Origin of the sequence: Pseudobacillus badius, from assembly GCF_002189605.1 — a bacterium.
Taxonomy (GTDB): domain Bacteria; phylum Bacillota; class Bacilli; order Bacillales; family Domibacillaceae; genus Pseudobacillus; species Pseudobacillus badius.
On the sequence record NZ_MWMM01000005.1, the window covers coordinates 1 to 17,065 of the forward strand.

16 protein-coding genes, 8 tRNA genes, 1 rRNA gene, 1 pseudogene and 1 other annotated feature are annotated in these 17,065 nt (G+C 42.2%); of the genes and pseudogenes, 22 read left to right on the forward strand and 4 right to left on the reverse strand.

Annotation, left to right across the window (positions count from 1 at the left end; all coding sequences use genetic code 11):
* The first annotated feature begins 195 nt into the window (after positions 1-195).
* From rrf to rocF, 10 genes are all read left to right on the forward strand, one after another.
* A 5S ribosomal RNA gene (gene rrf, locus B1A98_RS10585) occupies positions 196-311 on the forward strand.
* Between the two features lie 58 nt (positions 312-369).
* Positions 370-444, forward strand: a tRNA-Asn gene (locus B1A98_RS10590).
* Position 445: 1 nt separating this feature from the next.
* Positions 446-518 (forward strand) — tRNA-Thr (locus B1A98_RS10595).
* A gap of 17 nt (positions 519-535) precedes the next feature.
* Positions 536-610, forward strand: a tRNA-Glu gene (locus B1A98_RS10600).
* 6 nt (positions 611-616) lie between these two features.
* A tRNA-Val gene (locus B1A98_RS10605) sits at positions 617-692 on the forward strand.
* Positions 693-704: 12 nt separating this feature from the next.
* Positions 705-780: transfer RNA gene (locus B1A98_RS10610), tRNA-Thr, on the forward strand.
* Positions 781-789: 9 nt separating this feature from the next.
* Positions 790-874 (forward strand) — tRNA-Tyr (locus B1A98_RS10615).
* A gap of 70 nt (positions 875-944) precedes the next feature.
* A tRNA-Gln gene (locus B1A98_RS10620) sits at positions 945-1,019 on the forward strand.
* 4 nt (positions 1,020-1,023) lie between these two features.
* Positions 1,024-1,096, forward strand: a tRNA-Lys gene (locus B1A98_RS10625).
* Positions 1,097-1,302: 206 nt separating this feature from the next.
* The gene (gene rocF / locus B1A98_RS10630; RefSeq protein ID WP_063385895.1) at positions 1,303-2,208 is read left to right on the forward strand and encodes an arginase; all 906 of its coding nucleotides are present in this window, start codon (positions 1,303-1,305) and stop codon (positions 2,206-2,208) included.
* 103 nt (positions 2,209-2,311) lie between these two features.
* On the opposite strand, the gene B1A98_RS10635 is transcribed toward rocF, so the two are convergent.
* Positions 2,312-2,464, reverse strand: a complete 153-nt coding sequence (locus B1A98_RS10635) for an aspartyl-phosphate phosphatase Spo0E family protein (protein ID WP_223662463.1) — start codon at positions 2,462-2,464, stop codon at positions 2,312-2,314.
* Positions 2,465-2,630: 166 nt separating this feature from the next.
* Between B1A98_RS10635 and sigW the strand changes: the two genes are divergently transcribed.
* The 7 genes from sigW to B1A98_RS10670 all read left to right on the forward strand — a co-directional run bounded on the left by sigW (position 2,631) and on the right by B1A98_RS10670 (position 10,329).
* On the forward strand, positions 2,631-3,194 hold the full coding sequence (gene sigW / locus B1A98_RS10640) for an RNA polymerase sigma factor SigW (protein WP_041100395.1): 564 nt from the start codon (positions 2,631-2,633) through the stop codon (positions 3,192-3,194).
* Between the two features lie 18 nt (positions 3,195-3,212).
* On the forward strand, positions 3,213-3,821 hold the full coding sequence (locus B1A98_RS10645) for an anti-sigma factor family protein (RefSeq protein WP_170808536.1): 609 nt from the start codon (positions 3,213-3,215) through the stop codon (positions 3,819-3,821).
* 146 nt (positions 3,822-3,967) lie between these two features.
* Positions 3,968-4,801, forward strand: coding sequence for a diadenylate cyclase CdaA (gene cdaA, locus B1A98_RS10650; protein ID WP_063385897.1), 834 nt, complete (start codon positions 3,968-3,970; stop codon positions 4,799-4,801).
* Positions 4,794-5,777: a CdaR family protein gene (locus tag B1A98_RS10655; RefSeq protein WP_052475286.1), complete on the forward strand. Its 984-nt coding sequence runs from the start codon at positions 4,794-4,796 to the stop codon at positions 5,775-5,777. Before cdaA ends, B1A98_RS10655 begins: the two co-directional genes overlap by 8 nt.
* Before the next feature lie 42 nt (positions 5,778-5,819).
* On the forward strand, positions 5,820-7,169 hold the full coding sequence (gene glmM / locus B1A98_RS10660) for a phosphoglucosamine mutase (protein WP_063385898.1): 1,350 nt from the start codon (positions 5,820-5,822) through the stop codon (positions 7,167-7,169).
* 446 nt (positions 7,170-7,615) lie between these two features.
* Positions 7,616-9,418, forward strand: coding sequence for a glutamine--fructose-6-phosphate transaminase (isomerizing) (gene glmS, locus B1A98_RS10665; RefSeq protein WP_063385899.1), 1,803 nt, complete (start codon positions 7,616-7,618; stop codon positions 9,416-9,418).
* A gap of 512 nt (positions 9,419-9,930) precedes the next feature.
* Positions 9,931-10,329 (forward strand): RidA family protein, encoded by a 399-nt coding sequence (locus B1A98_RS10670; protein ID WP_063385900.1) that lies wholly within the window; start codon positions 9,931-9,933, stop codon positions 10,327-10,329.
* Positions 10,330-10,513: 184 nt separating this feature from the next.
* Here B1A98_RS10670 and B1A98_RS10675 read toward each other — a convergent pair whose 3' ends face one another.
* Positions 10,514-11,485 (reverse strand): helix-turn-helix transcriptional regulator, encoded by a 972-nt coding sequence (locus tag B1A98_RS10675; RefSeq protein ID WP_063385901.1) that lies wholly within the window; start codon positions 11,483-11,485, stop codon positions 10,514-10,516.
* Positions 11,486-11,844: 359 nt separating this feature from the next.
* On the opposite strand from B1A98_RS10675, the gene B1A98_RS10680 reads away from it, so the two are divergent.
* A complete protein-coding gene (locus tag B1A98_RS10680) occupies positions 11,845-12,417 on the forward strand; it encodes a dihydrofolate reductase family protein (protein ID WP_063385902.1) in 573 nt (190 codons plus the stop codon).
* A 222-nt stretch (positions 12,418-12,639) separates the two neighbouring features.
* Here the strand turns inward: B1A98_RS10680 and B1A98_RS10685 are convergent, their stop codons facing one another.
* On the reverse strand, positions 12,640-13,845 hold the full coding sequence (locus B1A98_RS10685; protein ID WP_063386014.1) for an MFS transporter: 1,206 nt from the start codon (positions 13,843-13,845) through the stop codon (positions 12,640-12,642).
* 63 nt (positions 13,846-13,908) lie between these two features.
* Positions 13,909-14,186 (reverse strand) — a binding site (T-box leader).
* Positions 14,187-14,274: 88 nt separating this feature from the next.
* Positions 14,275-14,718, reverse strand: a complete 444-nt coding sequence (locus tag B1A98_RS10690) for a PH domain-containing protein (RefSeq protein WP_063385903.1) — start codon at positions 14,716-14,718, stop codon at positions 14,275-14,277.
* Between the two features lie 179 nt (positions 14,719-14,897).
* Here B1A98_RS10690 and B1A98_RS10695 point away from each other — a divergent pair, with 179 nt between their 5' ends.
* The 4 genes and pseudogenes from B1A98_RS10695 (at position 14,898) to B1A98_RS10710 (ending at position 16,557) form a co-directional block, all read left to right on the forward strand.
* Entirely contained in the window at positions 14,898-15,077 is a 180-nt protein-coding gene (locus B1A98_RS10695; protein WP_063385904.1) for a YfhD family protein, read from the forward strand.
* 197 nt (positions 15,078-15,274) lie between these two features.
* Positions 15,275-15,739, forward strand: coding sequence for a GNAT family N-acetyltransferase (locus B1A98_RS10700; protein WP_063385905.1), 465 nt, complete (start codon positions 15,275-15,277; stop codon positions 15,737-15,739).
* A gap of 161 nt (positions 15,740-15,900) precedes the next feature.
* Positions 15,901-16,221 (forward strand): annotated as a pseudogene (locus B1A98_RS10705) (HPP family protein); the annotation flags it as partial.
* A gap of 135 nt (positions 16,222-16,356) precedes the next feature.
* The gene (locus B1A98_RS10710) at positions 16,357-16,557 is read left to right on the forward strand and encodes a hypothetical protein (protein WP_063385906.1); all 201 of its coding nucleotides are present in this window, start codon (positions 16,357-16,359) and stop codon (positions 16,555-16,557) included.
* Positions 16,558-17,065: the final 508 nt, after the last annotated feature.

Here is a 17,065-nt window from a genome sequence, read left to right on the forward strand (position 1 = left end):
GAGGTGGAAGCGTGGCGACACGTGGAGCTGACGAATACTAATCGATCGAGGACTTAACCAAAACGCCGTATGGCGTAAAGCAACAAACCATGGCACGGTATTGCCGGTTACTGACACATATTATCCAGTTTTGAAAGAACAAAAAAAGCTTGCCAAACAAGAATTTTTTGTTATAATAGTAAATGTCTTGAATAGTCTGGTGGCGATAGCGAAGAGGTCACACCCGTTCCCATCCCGAACACGGAAGTTAAGCTCTTCAGCGCCGATGGTAGTGAGGGGCTTCCCCTTGTGAGAGTAGGACGCTGCCAGGCGAATCAAAACATTTATTTTTTAATGAATAAGTTGTATATCTGCAGCTAGAATAATTATTCCGCAGTAGCTCAGTGGTAGAGCAATCGGCTGTTAACCGATCGGTCGCAAGTTCGAATCTTGCCTGCGGAGCCATGCTTCCATAGCTCAGCAGGTAGAGCACTTCCATGGTAAGGAAGAGGTCACCGGTTCGAGCCCGGTTGGAAGCTTACTATTTTTCAAGAATGGCCCCTTGGTCAAGCGGTTAAGACACCGCCCTTTCACGGCGGTAACACGGGTTCGAATCCCGTAGGGGTCACCATCATATGGAGGATTAGCTCAGCTGGGAGAGCACCTGCCTTACAAGCAGGGGGTCGGCGGTTCGATCCCGTCATCCTCCACCATTATTGATATATGCCGGTGTAGCTCAATTGGTAGAGCAACTGACTTGTAATCAGTAGGTTGGGGGTTCAAGTCCTCTTGCCGGCACCAGTTTCATATGGAGGGGTAGCGAAGTGGCTAAACGCGGCGGACTGTAAATCCGCTCCCTCTGGGTTCGGCGGTTCGAATCCGTCCCCCTCCACCAGTTTTATGAATAAAACCAATGAAAGCCGGACATATTAAAAATGTCCTTTTTATTTCGTTGACACCTACATTGGGCTATAGCCAAGCGGTAAGGCAACGGACTTTGACTCCGTCATGCGCTGGTTCGAATCCAGCTAGCCCAGCCACAACGAGCCATTAGCTCAGTTGGTAGAGCATCTGACTTTTAATCAGAGGGTCGAAGGTTCGAGTCCTTCATGGCTCACTCTTTAAAAAAGCTGAATTCATTTAATGGACACGCCATTAAATGAATTCAGCTTTTTTTACGTTTGTTCTTCTGTAAGAGCGCACAATTTTGTATAAATCCTTTCTTTTTAGAAAACTGTGAATAATTATCCACAAAAGTGTCCAGTTGAGTCAACTTCTTTCTTTCGGGTAAAATAAGGCGAGCAACATGAAAGGGGAATTCTTATGACGAATGAAAAGAAAATAGCTATTATCGGAGTACCGATGGATTTAGGACAATTACGACGCGGGGTAGATATGGGACCCAGCGCGATCCGCTATGCAGGCATAACTGACCGCCTTGAAGCTTTGCATTATGAGGTAGAGGACTGCGGCGATGTTGAAATCAATAAAAAGCATGCTGTTCATAGCGAAAATACAAATTTAAAGAACTTGAAAGCGGTTGCTGAAGCAAGCCATAAACTTGCAGAAAAAGTGGACAACGTCATTGAAGCGGGCAGCTTTCCGCTCGTGCTTGGCGGTGATCACAGCATCGCCATTGGAACATTGGCAGGCGTAGCTAAGCACTACAGCAACTTGGGTGTCATTTGGTATGATGCGCACGGTGACTTAAATACTGCTGAAACTTCTCCTACAGGCAATATCCATGGCATGCCTTTAGCTGTCAGCCTTGGTCTTGGCCATGAAGAGCTTACAGGCATTTACGGCAAGTCTCCAAAAGTGAAGCCGGAAAACATTGTAATTATCGGGGCACGCGACCTTGATGAAGGAGAAAAAGCGCTTATTAAAGAAAAAGGAATCAAAGTATATACCATGCATGAAGTGGACCGCTTGGGCATGACAAAGGTCATTGAAGAAACCATTGAATACTTGCAAGAAAAAACGGACGGTGTTCACTTATCTTTAGACCTTGACGGATTAGATCCAAATGATGCGCCGGGAGTCGGTACGCCTGTTATTGGCGGAATTAGCTATCGGGAAAGCCATTTGGCCATGGAGATGCTGGCGGAAAGCGGACTGATTACATCAGCGGAATTTGTTGAAGTTAACCCGATTCTTGATGAGAAGAATAAGACGGCTTCGGTAGCAGTCGCATTAATGGCCTCTTTATTCGGAAGCAAGCTGTTATAGGATTGAGTTTGTCTATACAGAAGCCAAGCCTTTTTATTTGCACTCTTACAAATTTGCCTTCATAAAAAATAACCGGAATTCCTGGCTCTCAGCCAGCTTCCGGTTATTTTAATTGCTCCAGTTGATTCAATAATTGATCAAGCTGCACGCTGATTTCGACGACTTTTTGATCAGAAAAAGACGTTTGCATGGCTAATGCCACCATTGTGTTCCGGTGATTTTCAATCTCTTCTAGCAGATGTGCTGCAGCCATCATCAATCTCAACTCCCACCATCGTATCATTTATATTCACCTTACCCTTTTACAAAAATCTGTAAACATGTTTACGTAATTTGGTATGATAGAATTGTGCTTTTTTTTTGAAACCTTTTAAGCGGACAATCGTATGAAAAGATACCTGCTAGGGCAGGAGGTAAAAATGATGGAGTTAATTATCCAAAGAAGGATAAAGCAAGTTTTAAAGGGTGACCAAAATGCTTTTGGTGAAATTGTAGAGATTTACAAGGACAAAGTGTACCAAATATGTTTCCGGATGCTGTGGGATCGCCATGAGGCGGAAGACGCAGCTCAGGAGGCTTTTATTAAAGCGTTTGTTAATATTCATACGTACGACCCAGAAAAGAAATTTGCCACCTGGCTATATAGGATTGCAACCAACCTTTGTATTGACCGGATTCGCAAAAAAAAGCCGGATTATCATTTGGATGCTGAAATTTCCGGTACAGAAGGCTTGAATATGTACTCGCAAATTGCATCCGCGGAAGAGCTTCCAGAAGAAGCGGTGGAAAATTCAGAGCTGCAGGAGATTATCCAGTCAGCGATCTTTAAGCTTCCGGAAAAGTATCGGTCAGTCATTATCTTAAAGTACCTCGAAGAGCTGCAGCTGCAAGAAATTGCGGATATTTTGGAACTGCCCCTTGGGACGGTAAAAACACGTGTACATAGAGGGCGGGAAGCACTTCGTAAGTATTTGCGGAATATGTGAGAAGGGATGTGTGAAATGATGGCTTCTTGTCAAAAAGAGATCGTTCGCTTGATGCATAATTATTTAGATGGGGAGCTTATTTCAGGAGAACAGCGCAAACTAAAAGCACATCTGCAGAAATGTGAGAATTGCCGTCAGCACTTTTTCGAATTGAAAAAAACGATTGCGCTTGTGCAAAGCATGTCCCAAGTAAGAGCTCCTGAAGGATTCACGGAAAAAGTTTTGTTCTCTCTGCCGAAGGAAGCAAGAATGAGCAGCATTCAGCGCTGGATACGGAAACATCCGTTTTTTATGGCCGCTTCCTTGTTTCTCGTTTTAACAACGGGCGGTTTTTTATCCTCATGGCAGCAGGAAACAGATCACTTTGCTTTTACGAAGCATGAAAATCTGCATGTGGAAAATGACACGGTGGTCGTTCCGGCCGGAGAGAGGGTGAAAGGAGACATCGTTGTAAGGAACGGCGATATTCGGATTGAAGGGGAAGTAGAAGGTGACGTGACGGTTATCAATGGGGAGAAGTATATGGCCTCAGCCGGAAATGTTACAGGTGATATCGAAGAAATTGATGAGGCATTCGGCTGGTTATGGTATAAATTGAAAAAAACCGTAGCGGGAGTGTTTGATTAACAGCCGGAAACACGCTGTTTTCTTAAACCATCTTTCCTTTCTCCCTTTTAGTTCTGACTTTTCGGTAGACTATGTTATAATATGCTGGTTAAGTAAAAATAAAGCCTCTGTGCGGCTGGAGTCATTACATTATTGGAGGATGTAATATGCCGTTTTCAAACTACTTCGCACATTTTACAGTACTGGATTACTTATCCAATGCTCTTGATATATTGCTTGTTTGGTTTGTTGTTTATAAGCTTTTAATGGTTATAAGAGGCACGAAAGCCGTTCAGCTCGTTAAAGGTATTTTTGTTATTATGGCCGCACGGGGTTTAAGCGGGCTGTTTGGGCTTGATACACTAAGCTGGATTATGGAACAAGCATTAACTTGGGGATTCCTGGCTGTCATCATTATTTTTCAGCCTGAGGTGCGCCGGGCGCTGGAGCAGCTCGGACGAGGAAGGTTTTTCTCAAGAAACGTTATGCAGGAAGATAAAGAGCAGCGGGATTTAATAGAAGCGCTCACCAAGTCGGTCAGCTACATGGCAAAACGGCGGATCGGGGCGTTGATCTCAATAGAGAAAGAAACAGGCATGAACGATTACATCGAAACAGGCATCCCGCTGCATTCAGCTGTATCATCAGAATTGCTTATCAATATTTTCATTCCTAATACCCCTCTTCACGATGGGGCAGTTATTATCCAGAAAAACCAAATAGCTGCAGCGGCCTGCTATTTGCCTTTATCCGAAAGCCCGTTCATTTCAAAAGAACTGGGCACGCGGCATAGGGCAGCCTTGGGCATCAGTGAAGTGACAGACAGTATCACGATTATTGTCTCTGAGGAAACCGGTGCCGTGTCTGTTACCAAAAACGGTGACTTGTTCCGTGACTTATCTGCTGAAGATTTTGAAAAGCTGTTAACTCATGAACTGCTGACGAAAGAAAGTGATTCCTCAAACCGGTGGATCTGGAGGGGGAGAAAAAGCGATGGATAAATTTGTAGAAAGCGCCTGGTTTGTGCGCATCGTTGCTTTACTTCTCACTGTTTTGCTTTATATATCTGTGAACTTTAGCGATTTTCAGTTGCTCCAAAAGGCGGATAAGTCTTCGCAAAACAACAGTGAAGTAATTACCGATGTTCCGGTTCAGGTGTATTATGACACAGAAAACCTATTCGTTTCCGGGGTTCCGGATAAAGTCAAAGTAGAGCTTTCAGGTCCGAAGAGTCTGATTGAGTCGGCAAAACGGCTCAGGGATTTTGAGCTGTTTATTGACTTAACTAACGTCAGCATCGGCAAACACCGTGTGCCGATTAAGTACAAGCAGATTTCCGACAAATTGAAAGTGACGGTCCTCCCGGAAGCGGTGGATGTCACGATCGAGGAGAAGGTATCTGATTACTTTGTGGTCAGTCCGGAATTCAATGATAATATGCTGGCCGAAGGATACCAGGAAGAGGCTGTTTCCGTTGATCCGAAACGAGTAAAGGTCACCGGTTCGAAATCGGCGCTCAATAAGATTGTGTATGTGAAAGCCACGCTGGATGTGAAAGAAAAGGTGGATAAAGAAACGACTGGTACAGCCAAGGTTCAGGTGCTTGACAGTGAATTGAACAAGCTGGATGTGAAGGTGGAGCCTGAAACCGTTCAAGTATCTATCTCGGTTAAAAATCCAAGCAAAAAAATAGCCTTGAGAATGTTTCCAAAAGGCACGCCGCCTGATGGCATCAAAATTAAATCCATTAAGCCTGAAACGGAAGAGATCACCATTTACGGCAAAGAATCTATCCTGAAAGAAATGGAAGAATTAGTGGTGCCAGTGGAAGTAGACGGCATTAAAAAAGACACTACATTGACCGTTCCGATTGAGATTGGTGAAGGCTTAAACTTTGTTTCTCCGCAAATGATAAAGGTAAAAGTGACAGTTGAAGGAAATCCGGAAAGTGAACCAGAAGAGGACAGCGGCGCATAAAGCTGCTTGAACAGAAGGTAAAACAAAGGAGAGAATCGATAAATGGGAAAGTATTTTGGAACTGATGGAGTAAGAGGAGTAGCGAATACGGAGTTAACACCGGAGCTCGCCTTTAAATTGGGCAGATTCGGAGGCTATGTGTTAACGAAGAACGCAGAGCGCCCAAAAGTGGTGGTAGGCCGTGATACGCGTATTTCCGGCCACATGCTGGAGGGAGCTCTAGTTGCCGGCCTCTTATCCATTGGGGCAGAAGTAATGCGTCTCGGAGTGATTTCTACACCAGGCGTTGCTTATTTAACGAAGGTGATGGATGCTCAAACAGGCGTAATGATCTCAGCTTCTCATAATCCGGTGGGAGACAATGGAATCAAATTCTTCGGTCCGGACGGCTTTAAATTGTCTGATGAACAGGAAGCAGAAATCGAAGCCCTCCTTGAGCAAGAAATGGATCATTTGCCGCGGCCAACCGGCGCCGATCTCGGCCAGGTGAGCGATTATTTTGAAGGCGGCCAAAAGTACATTCAGTACCTGAAGCAATCAGTGGATGAAGATTTCTCTGGTATCCACATTGCGCTTGACTGTGCACATGGAGCGACTTCCTCGCTGGCCACTCATTTGTTTGCAGATTTAGAGGCAGATATTTCAACGATGGGAACATCCCCTAACGGCCTAAACATTAATGATGGGGTAGGGTCTACTCATCCGGAAGCACTGGCAGCGTTCTTGCTGGAGAAAAAAGCAGATGTCGGTTTATCATTTGACGGAGATGGCGACCGTTTAATTGCCATTGATGAAAAAGGAAACATTGTAGACGGCGATCAAATTATGTTCATTTGTGCCAAGTACATGCATGCACATGGCCAGCTGAACCAATCAGTGGTTGTCTCCACAGTTATGAGCAACCTTGGCTTTTACAAAGGGCTAGAAGCTCTCGGCATTCGAAGCGTGCAGACAGCGGTTGGTGACCGTTATGTCGTAGAAGCAATGAAGAAGAATCAATACAATCTGGGCGGAGAGCAGTCCGGCCATATCGTCTTCCTTGACTACAATACGACAGGCGATGGATTGTTAACGGGCTTGCAGCTTGTTAACATCATGAAAATGACGAAAAAGCCATTATCCGAACTGGCAGCGGAAATGAAGAAATTCCCGCAAATCTTAAAAAATGTACGGGTAACTGATAAATATAAAGTAACCGAGAACGAAAAGGTGAAAGCCGTCATTGAGGCAGTAGAAGCTGAAATGAACGGAAACGGCCGTGTGCTCGTTCGTCCATCCGGCACAGAACCGCTTGTGCGCGTCATGGTAGAAGCGCAGACGGAAGAGCAGTGCCAGGTGTTTGTTGACCGGATTGCGACTGTAGTGGACGCAGAAATGGGTTTGAATGAATAAAATCACGTTTTAATCACCCGATAGATGGGAACGAAAGAAGAGGCGCACATTGGCGTCTCTTTCTTCATATAAATGTAATAATATGGCCGTTATATTAAAAAAGAAAATATCAGTTGACGGCAAGAAATTGAGTAGTGTATGATAATCCTGTTTTACAAAAACAGTCAAGAAAGGAGAAGAAGTTATTCTGGACCATTTGCTTCATAAAGCGCCTGAACTAGCGGGAGAGAGCCCGGCTAGTTGACGAGGAGGAGGTTTATCGAAATGTTCGGCGGATGCCTCCCGGTTGATTCCTGCACAATCGTTAGTCCTTCCTTAAATCGCAAGGGTAACCTGGCGGACAAAGGGAATGGAAATGCGGAAAGTCGAAAAGAATAGAAAAGAAAAAGAAGAGCGGCAAATAAGCGCTCTGCTTTTGCCTGCCTTCTTTATAGGAGGAACATTGTATGTGCGGAATTGTTGGTTATATCGGCTATAAGGATGCCAAAGAAATCTTGCTGAACGGCTTAGAAAAGCTGGAATACCGGGGCTACGACTCTGCCGGTATTGCGGTGAGAGACGCGCAAGATGTGAAGGTGTTTAAAGAAAAAGGACGAATCGCTGATCTGCGCAAAATCGTGGACGAAAAGATAAGCACAGTAACAGGGATCGGCCATACGCGCTGGGCGACTCATGGAGTGCCTAGCAGAGAGAATGCACATCCTCACCAAAGTCAGTCCGGCCGGTTTACACTCGTTCATAATGGTGTCATCGAAAACTATGAGCAGCTGACGAAGGACTATTTATTCGATGTGCCGCTCAAAAGCGATACTGATACAGAAGTCATCGTTCAGCTCATCGAACTATTTGCCAGCGAAGGCTTGGAGACAGAAGCAGCCTTTCGTAAAACGCTGCAGCTGCTGAAAGGCTCTTATGCGATCGGTTTGCTGGATAGAGAAGATCCGGATACGATCTTTGCGGCCAAAAATAAAAGCCCGCTGCTTGTCGGCTTGGGAGAAGGATTTAACGTCATCGCCTCCGATGCCATGGCAATGATTCAAGTAACTGACCAATTTGTAGAGTTAATGGACAAAGAGGTCGTGATCCTGACAAACGAAAAAGTGATCATCGAAAACCTGAACGGTGAAGAAATCAAACGCGCACCGTACACAGCGGAACTGGATGCCAGTGATATCGAAAAAGGCACCTACCCGCATTATATGCTGAAAGAAATTGACGAGCAGCCGCTTGTCATGAGAAAAATTATTCAAGCCTACCAAAATGAACAAGAGCAGCTCGCTGTTGATCCAGAAATTGTGGAGGCCCTAAAAGCGGCTGACCGTTTATATATCATTGCATGCGGAACGAGCTACCATGCCGGACTCGTTGGCAAACAATATTTAGAATCACTTGCGAAAATCCCGACGGAAGTGCATGTGGCCAGTGAATTTGTTTATAACATGCCGCTTCTTTCGAAAAACCCGCTGTTTATTTTCATTTCTCAGAGCGGCGAAACAGCTGACAGCCGTGCGGTGCTTGTGAAAGTAAAAGAAATGGGATATCAGGCATTAACGATTACCAATGTGCAAGGCTCTACTCTTTCCCGTGAAGCGGATTACACACTCTTGCTTCATGCTGGCCCTGAAATCGCTGTTGCGTCCACGAAGGCCTATACAGCCCAAGTGTCTGTACTCGCGATCCTGGCTCATGCTGCGGCCGAAGCGCTGGGCATGAAAACAAACCTGAACCTGGTTCATGAGCTAGGCATTGTCGCAAATGCCATGGAAATGCTTTGCGATGCCAAAGATGAGTTCGAACAAATCGCGAGAGACTATTTGACAACGACTCGCAACTGCTTCTTCATTGGCCGTGCCATTGATTATTATGTAGGTCTTGAGGGTGCCTTAAAGCTGAAGGAGATCTCCTACATTCAGGCGGAAGGCTTTGCCGGAGGAGAGCTAAAACACGGCACAATCGCTTTAATCGAAGACGGTACGCCGGTCATGGCATTGGCTACTCAGGAAAAAGTCAACTTAAGCATCCGCGGAAACGTGAAGGAAGTGGCAGCCCGCGGCGCTAACCCTTGCATTATCTCAATGAAAGGGCTGGAAAGCGAAGACGACCGCTTCGTCATCCCAGCGGTCCACGAACTGCTCACACCGCTTGTCTCTGTCGTGCCTCTGCAGCTGATTGCTTACTATGCCGCTCTGCACCGCGACTGCGACGTTGACAAGCCGCGCAACCTGGCGAAGAGTGTGACAGTTGAGTAAGCAAAGCTAGGGCAGCGTGCAGCTGTGATGTGGCTTTGAAGAACGTTTGCGACGTTTATAAAAAAGATGAACCGGAATTTCCTCTTTCTATAAAGAAGGGATTCCGGTTCTTTTTGTGGATTAAGAACCTATTAAGTGATAACCAAGTTATTTCATGAAAGGGTCAGATTGTTGAGGTGTAGACTTCAAAGAGAGTTTGATGCCATTATGCTGATAATCCGTTTTTTTTTTACACTTAACAATCTTGGTCATTTTGCGGAGTAAACTTTAGATTAAGCATTTAAGTTGCGCAAAGAACTTATTTCCTATAAAGTAATAATTATCAAAAATCTTGTCATTTTAAGAGAGAGGAGTGTTCACCCATGAAGAAAAAATCACTTAATTTTTTAGCTGACGGATATGGATACTCCACTGCTGTTTTTTTCTAGAAATCTTTCCAAGGGTGAAGTGTGTCTAAATTTAACTTTCTAGGCAAAACTGCAGAAAAATCTTTTAAATGACGAGGTAAATAAATGGAAAACGAAAAAATCACAAGAAAAACTCCAGCAAGTATGCCTGCACCAGTTGGCAATTACACACATATTACAAAAATTCCAAGGAATGCAGAGTTATACGTGACATCAGGTCAAATCGGTGTAGATCGACATGGACAATTTCCACAAACTATGAATGAACAAGTAAGTAATACGTTTGTCAATATAAAAGCAGTGCTGGATTCTGAGGATCTAAGCGCTGAAAACATTATAAAAGTGAACATATGGGCTACTGAGCAAATTGATTGGGACTTTTTTGATTCAGAGTGGGATCAATTATTTAGCAAGGAGTATCCAGCAATGACGATTGGATATCTTGCTGAGTTGGGTTTACCTGAGATAAAAATCGAAATAGAAATTTGGGCAGCTAAAGTATAACGTTCAAACACACTTCATCAAAACCATGGAACTCCTAAATCTAGGTGGTTCCATGGTTTTTAATAGGAGCACATCTTCAGCCATCAGGCTCGATTGTGAAAGAGGGGAGAAAATGATCAACCTTTTTAAAAACGGCTTCTTTTTATTTGCCCTAAACTAAATGGCTGCTTTCAAGACATTTAGTTTATAGTTGATTCTCTTGATCATAAAAATCGAGGACAGCCCTTGCCATATCATATATATCCTGCTTTAAAGTGTCAGGTCTTACGATTTTTATCTGATTGCTGAAGCCTAGAATATATTCTTTTGCTTCTTGTTCCGTGTCAAAACGCAGCTTTATGGGGGTCCACCCACTTTCTGTGGGGGATTCAATTTTTAATATTTGTACAAATCGTCCAGTGAACTTTATTCTTGGAAGGATAGAAGGAGATACTTCAACATCCACCTCATATTTTGGGAGGTTTTGAATAAATTCTTGTGTAGAGCTATCCCAATATTGAGCTAAATTAAATTCCTCTGGCCGGATAAATGTTTCACTCATGAGTAGCGCAGATTTGACTCTGGATACTCGATAATTTCGAATTTGTTCGTTTGATCCGGCGATTAAATACCACGTGCTGCCTTTAGCAACCAATCCTAAGGGGTTAACAACCCGTTCAACACACTTCCCATCTGCCCGTTCATAGTTCAATTGTAGTTTCCGATCTTCCCGAAGGGCTTGTTGCAAAACTTTGAATGACTCCATTTTTTCAGTTGACTGCTTCCAAGCACTTGTATCAATATGGATTCGGTTCCATAGATCATCGGCGTTTTTCTGGAAGGAGCTTGGAATCGAAGCAAGGATTTTCTGGCGTGCTTCATGCCAATCTTTTGTTAATCCCAAGTCAGTAAGCAACTGGAATGAAGGAGAAATAAGCAAAGATTCAATTTCATTGGCTTTCAAGCCAGTTAGATTTGTTCGATATTGTTTAAGCAATCTCCACCCTCCTGCCTTACCGCGTTCAGCCACAACAGGAATACCTGCTGCACTCAATGCGTCCATATCACGATGAATGGTACGTTCAGTTACCTCTAACTCCTTAGCTAATTCTCTGGTTGTCAGTTTTCCCTTATGTTGCAGCAGAAGCAAAATGGAAATGAGCCTATCAGCGCGCATAACTACCCACCTAACATAATTATTTAAAAGATATTTAATTATGACAATAGATGTCATCATTAGGTATTATACTAGGTATCTGTGTAGGGATGGAACTGATATACGCAACAAGTGGCAGCGGATATAAACACCTGATTTTTATGCTCACCGGTTTATTGATAGTAATTAAGGGATCTGATTACGTTAGATGAATGAAGATAAAGTCAAAATGGCTCCCTTGTATGCAGGGGTCCCGGCCGTAGCCATCGATGTTCACTAGTGCTTTTTCTCGTTTTTAATGTTCGCTAATGAGTAACGTACTATTTGGTTGCATTACTACACACAGACCATAGCTATTTGATGAAAGGGGAGGAAGAAGTATGTCCGAAAACATAGGGCCAAGAAGAATAATTTTAGATTTAGCAGTAACTTTAGATGGATTTATTGAGGGGAAAAATGGGGAAGTTGATTGGTGTATCATGGACCCTGAGATGGGTTTTACTAAGTTCTTAAATCAAATTGATACTATTTTATATGGCAGAAAAAGTTACGACGAATGGGGACAATATATCCCGAAAGCCGAAGACCCTGATAGCGACAAGGAAGTATGGGATCTGGTTCATAGTAAAGAAAAATACGTGTTTTCCAAAACGCAAAAAGGGATAGATGAGAAAGCTGTATTCATAAATGATCATATTTTTGAAGAAGTAAATAAACTAAAGAATAAGCCGGGGAAAGACATCTGGCTATATGGTGGAGCAAGTCTTATAACAACTTTTATTAATTTAGGGCTTGTTGATGAATTTCGATTATCTGTTCATCCTGTTATTTTAGGAGAAGGAAAACCGATGTTTATTGATATCAATCAGAGAGTTCATTTAAAAATGGTTAACGCAAGAACGTTTTCCTCTGGCGTTGTGCAACTCATCTATCATTTGAATAAGAATGAATAATAAAACACATTTCTTCCACAATTGGGCGCTTTAGTGACATAAGGAGCACTGAAACAATCAAACTTTTTTATAAAAGCTTCATACTTAGCTAAAACGAAAAACATCCATTTTGATCAATCTTTTTTCAAAATGGATGTTTTCGTTTAGGTTAAAAAAGGGGCCGTCTAATCAGTCTCTGACATAACAACAGGCCGGCCCCTTGCTTCGTGCTGCAACCAGTTTTTATACCCGTTCATAATAACTTCTTTTCGACCTGTCGGATACAATAAAATTAATCATTAATCCCAATATTAAAAAAGCAAAGGAGCCTATGATATATATTGGACGAATGTCAAACAGTTCCGCCGATAACCCGATGATGACTGTACATACTATTATTAAACAAGCCTCCAAAATCCCTAAGATACTGGAGAATCTACCCATAATATCTACGGGTACATTGTTTTGATAGAAAGTTAAAAAGCCTGTATTAGCGAATGATAAGAAAAACGTTAAAGTGAAGAATCCAATAGATGCCCCGATGAAATCATTTGAAAAAGCAAAAATGATATAGCCAATAGGAGTGAAGAACGCGCCAAGTCCGATTAAAGTAGTTAGTTTTAATTGATTGGCGAATACAGCATTTACTAATGAACCGCCAATTATGCCAACGCCTGCAATACTAACAAGAAAGCCGTAGGTACTTTCAGATAAAGTTAGAACTTCTGTGGCAAATGCAGCCTCCAAAGAATCTAGGGCAGTCATAAACACTGTCATTACGCTAAATAAAAGATAAACTAAGGTCACATGCATATTTGTGCGACTAAATTTAAGGATACTTTTCCAGTCGTTATAAATGAGTGATAGCTTCATTTTTTCTGATAGGATCCTTCCTTTCTGGATCTCTGCATTTGGAAGGAGCAGAAGAACTATTGCTGATAAAAATAGCGCAATCGAATTCATCTGAATAGCCAGGTAAGGAGAACCAATAATAAAAAGGAAGCCTGCAATAGAAGGCCCTAATATAAACCCGCAGGAATGAATGAAGTTCCTCATTGCATTGAATCTTTGTCGATCCGTTTTGGAAATTAACTTCGTCATGTAGACCATTGAAGCCGGCTCAAATATAGAGCTAGCTATATTAATGATAAAGACCACGAAGTAAATCAGGAAAAGAGAATCTAGAAATGGCAATGTGAAGATGAATAACGCTCTAATGAAGTCCAGAAAAATCATTAGGTTTCTTGCATTTAATCGATCAATAAAAGTGCCGGACCAAACATTTGTAAATAAGGCTGCGAGAGGCAAAAGAATATATAGTATGGATACGGCCAAAGGTGAACCTGTCATATCTAATATAATTAAGTTTAAAGCAATCAAATAAACCCATGCCCCGACATTCGATATTCCGATTCCAACTAAAAGTAAAAGGGGGTTTTTCCATTTCATCTTATCCCTCCTAAATATAAGGTTTGCAAACGATAAAAAAGTCTCACCTCCAAGGATATGATCCTTGGGGACGAGACTCCTTATATTTAGAAGTTCGCGGTACCACCCCAGTTTATTTCTGTGTTGCCACAGAAACCTTTTCGAGTACGACAAAACCCAATTGCCATGTGTATACTCTATCTCTATAACGGGAGAAACCGTCACATCATCAATCTCTGGATCGAAATATCCTATGCGCTGCTCCAAGACTTGATTCGGTGTGCCTTTACATCCTCCATTTTCAGCGACAGGAGTTCTCTGTTATGCTTGAACACACTTACTCTTCTCTTCATTGCATTGATTAAAGGTGATTATACAATAATGAACAGAATAAAAGAAGTATGAGAAAAACTAAAAGTAAGGTTCTTTTCCATTAGGCTGATCAACGAATTATTCGAATGTTTGATTAGGCGGGAGCTGTACATTAGCACAGCGTTTTTTCAACTCGCTGATAAACTGCATTTTATCTTTTGGCAAAATTTTTATACTGCCATGAACATCTCGTTGATAAAACAATTCAAGTCCCTTATCAGCTGCTGAAATTCGATACCCAGTCAGCTTATCTGACGTTGGAGCCACCCTTCGTATACTTTCATAAGGTATTTTATTTTGGAAAGGTCCACCTTTAATTAATAGATCATCCTCGCAAAAAACATACTGAATAGAAACTGTGTACCACCATATAAAAATGGCTGAGATCACAAAAATGGCAAACATAATGATTCCGATAGCAAATGATGTGATGAAGGGAACCAAGGATACAACACCCATTATCCAGATCAATAAGAAGATAGATAGTATAGAAAAAACATCAGGCTTTGAATGATAAACCATAAAGTTCATCCTTCTCTTTAAAAATTTATACAATTATTCCAAAAAACTCTATTTAAATTATAAAGCATATTGTAGAGAATGATCAGTTATTCATTATTAATCGCAAGCAAAAAGCGAATGAAGTGAATGAAAATGACACACTCTATAGGAGTACGACATTACAATTGGAGGTTTTTAACATGTTACAAGGCAGAAATAACGAAGATAATGATCAGCTTACGAATACAGCCGGGGCTTTTCAATCGGATGGCCGGGATGTTGAATTCTCACCAGAGCTTGCTGATCGGGATGATCTAGTTGCTCAAGAACGTTCAAAAGCTGCAGATCAACGAGCGAAAGCAAGAAAAAACAATAAATAGGAAGATTTCTCTCACGAAAGCACAGCATGCTTAAATAATCGTATGCTGTGCTTTATCTATTCGAAATATTTTCTGAATTATTATATAATGATGATAAATTCAGAGGGTTAGGCTTATTTTACCTGTTAGGAATAGCCTGCATCGCCATGTACGGTTTATATAAATTGATCTAATAATTGTTAATCAGGAGGGATTAAGTGATTACATTAAAACCGATGAATAAAGAAGAATTTCAATTATACAGTTCTAATGCCATTGCGAACTATGCCAAAAACAAAGTTGTTTCAGGAAACTGGAGGGAAGAGGAAGCTATCCATCTGTCTAAGAAAGAATTTTCTAGACTGTTACCTCAGGATGAGAAAACAGAGCTTAATTACTTGTACTCTATTTTTCAAGATCAGCAATTAGTCGGAATGATTTGGATGGCCCAGACATCAGCTGAAAAACCAGACGAAGGCTTTATTTTTGATTTTAAAATCTATGAGCCGCACCAAGGACAAGGATACGGCAAGCAAGCAATGAAGGAAATTGAAATGATTGCTAAAGAATTGGGAATGAATAAAATTGGTCTTCATGTTTTTGGGCATAACAAAATTGCACGGGAGCTATATGAAAAATTAGGGTATGAAATTACCAATATAAATATGATGAAGACCCTTTAGCCGCTCAAAGTAACAGTACAGGCAATGGGCGGCTTGCGATGAATAAGGTGAATCTGAAACAACTACAGCGCGATATTTGAGAATATCGCGCTGTTTTGCCCCTTTGGATAAGAGTATCTAAAGGGGTCTTCTTATAGTGAAAGGCAAGTCACCGATTCACATTTGGGACGAGGTGTGTACTGGTCTTTGACGTCTGGAATGCTTCATTATCTCAGCCGCTCAATATCATTGGCGGTCATTTTATTTCCAGTTTCATTGGCCTGTCCCTCTATCACTTGTTTGGGAATAAACCTTGGACCATTGCCTTGGCAGTAAGCCTGGCGATTGGCCTGATGATGCTGACAAAAACTACGCATCCTCCGGCAGGGGCCGATCCGATTGTGGTTATTTTAGGGGCAAACAGCTGGAGCTACTTAATGACATCAGTGCTCATCGGGTCCGTTGTTATTGTCGTTATCGCTTTATTCATTCATAACCTATGAAGCAACCGAAATTATCCAGCTTTTTGGAGATGATTTTTTCTGATTTTGAGCGGTCGGTCATCGTTTAGGATATGGTATATTTTAGTAGATTCGTGTGAAGATAGTGATACGTGAACTTTAAAGGAGCTGATCGATTTGCTGCGTGGAAAAAAATCCTGTGACGAGATGTCTGTTCATGAATTGATGGCAGAACTGAGAAACCTAAATAAAAAAAGCGGCTTCAAGCCGCGAAAGCTGAAATCCGATGCAAACGGCACACTTTTGTTGGACCGCGAAAATAAAGAGGACCAGGATTGGTACGATAACGATGAGGATTATGGTGTCCTCAAGCCATAACGAGGGAATGAGCGGGGCGCCGCTTGTCTGGCATGCAGCGCGCGTCATGGAACAGAAGTAGAGGGATAAGTTTCACAGCAGCAGGAAGGCCGCCTATAATAAAAGATAAGCGGCTATTTCTATGAGCATAAGCATGTATCCTTTTTCTAGCACTTCTCCAAGCAATCCATGAATGAATTAACTCCAATAATACCAGCTGTGTTTACATAAGCCTATCAAGGCGTTCCAATAGTTGCTGGCACTCCTGCAGTACAGCTTACCCGGATAAAACACCCTAGTAAGCCAATTGCCCAAATCGTCATCCCTTTGCCAGCCAGGCATTTTTACGTGCAATTGGTCCATCCATAAGGCTGAATGTCCCCGCTGCTTTCATTAAATTAGGAAATATCCAAAACCCCATCCTCTTGTCCTTTACCGTTCATCCAATATTGAACGGAAGCCTTCTATGGGCAATCAAGAGCCGCTTCTTGCGTTCCTTTACAGGAAGGATGAAGAAACCAGCAAGTAA

Bases quoted from the DNA above. Each gene is read 5' to 3' on its own strand.
- B1A98_RS10675 (WP_063385901.1), bottom strand. From the start codon at position 11,485: ATGCGCGCTGATAGGCTCATTTCCATTTTGCTTCTGCTGCAACATAAG.
- rocF (WP_063385895.1), top strand. From the start codon at position 1,303: ATGACGAATGAAAAGAAAATAGCTATTATCGGAGTACCGATGGATTTA.
- B1A98_RS10670 (WP_063385900.1), top strand. From the start codon at position 9,931: ATGGAAAACGAAAAAATCACAAGAAAAACTCCAGCAAGTATGCCTGCA.
- B1A98_RS10655 (WP_052475286.1), top strand. From the start codon at position 4,794: ATGGATAAATTTGTAGAAAGCGCCTGGTTTGTGCGCATCGTTGCTTTA.
- cdaA (WP_063385897.1), top strand. From the start codon at position 3,968: ATGCCGTTTTCAAACTACTTCGCACATTTTACAGTACTGGATTACTTA.
- glmM (WP_063385898.1), top strand. From the start codon at position 5,820: ATGGGAAAGTATTTTGGAACTGATGGAGTAAGAGGAGTAGCGAATACG.
- B1A98_RS10645 (WP_170808536.1), top strand. From the start codon at position 3,213: ATGGCTTCTTGTCAAAAAGAGATCGTTCGCTTGATGCATAATTATTTA.
- B1A98_RS10685 (WP_063386014.1), bottom strand. From the start codon at position 13,845: ATGAAATGGAAAAACCCCCTTTTACTTTTAGTTGGAATCGGAATATCG.
- B1A98_RS10690 (WP_063385903.1), bottom strand. From the start codon at position 14,718: ATGGTTTATCATTCAAAGCCTGATGTTTTTTCTATACTATCTATCTTC.
- B1A98_RS10680 (WP_063385902.1), top strand. From the start codon at position 11,845: ATGTCCGAAAACATAGGGCCAAGAAGAATAATTTTAGATTTAGCAGTA.
- sigW (WP_041100395.1), top strand. From the start codon at position 2,631: ATGGAGTTAATTATCCAAAGAAGGATAAAGCAAGTTTTAAAGGGTGAC.
- glmS (WP_063385899.1), top strand. From the start codon at position 7,616: ATGTGCGGAATTGTTGGTTATATCGGCTATAAGGATGCCAAAGAAATC.
- B1A98_RS10695 (WP_063385904.1), top strand. From the start codon at position 14,898: ATGTTACAAGGCAGAAATAACGAAGATAATGATCAGCTTACGAATACA.
- B1A98_RS10635 (WP_223662463.1), bottom strand. From the start codon at position 2,464: ATGATGGCTGCAGCACATCTGCTAGAAGAGATTGAAAATCACCGGAAC.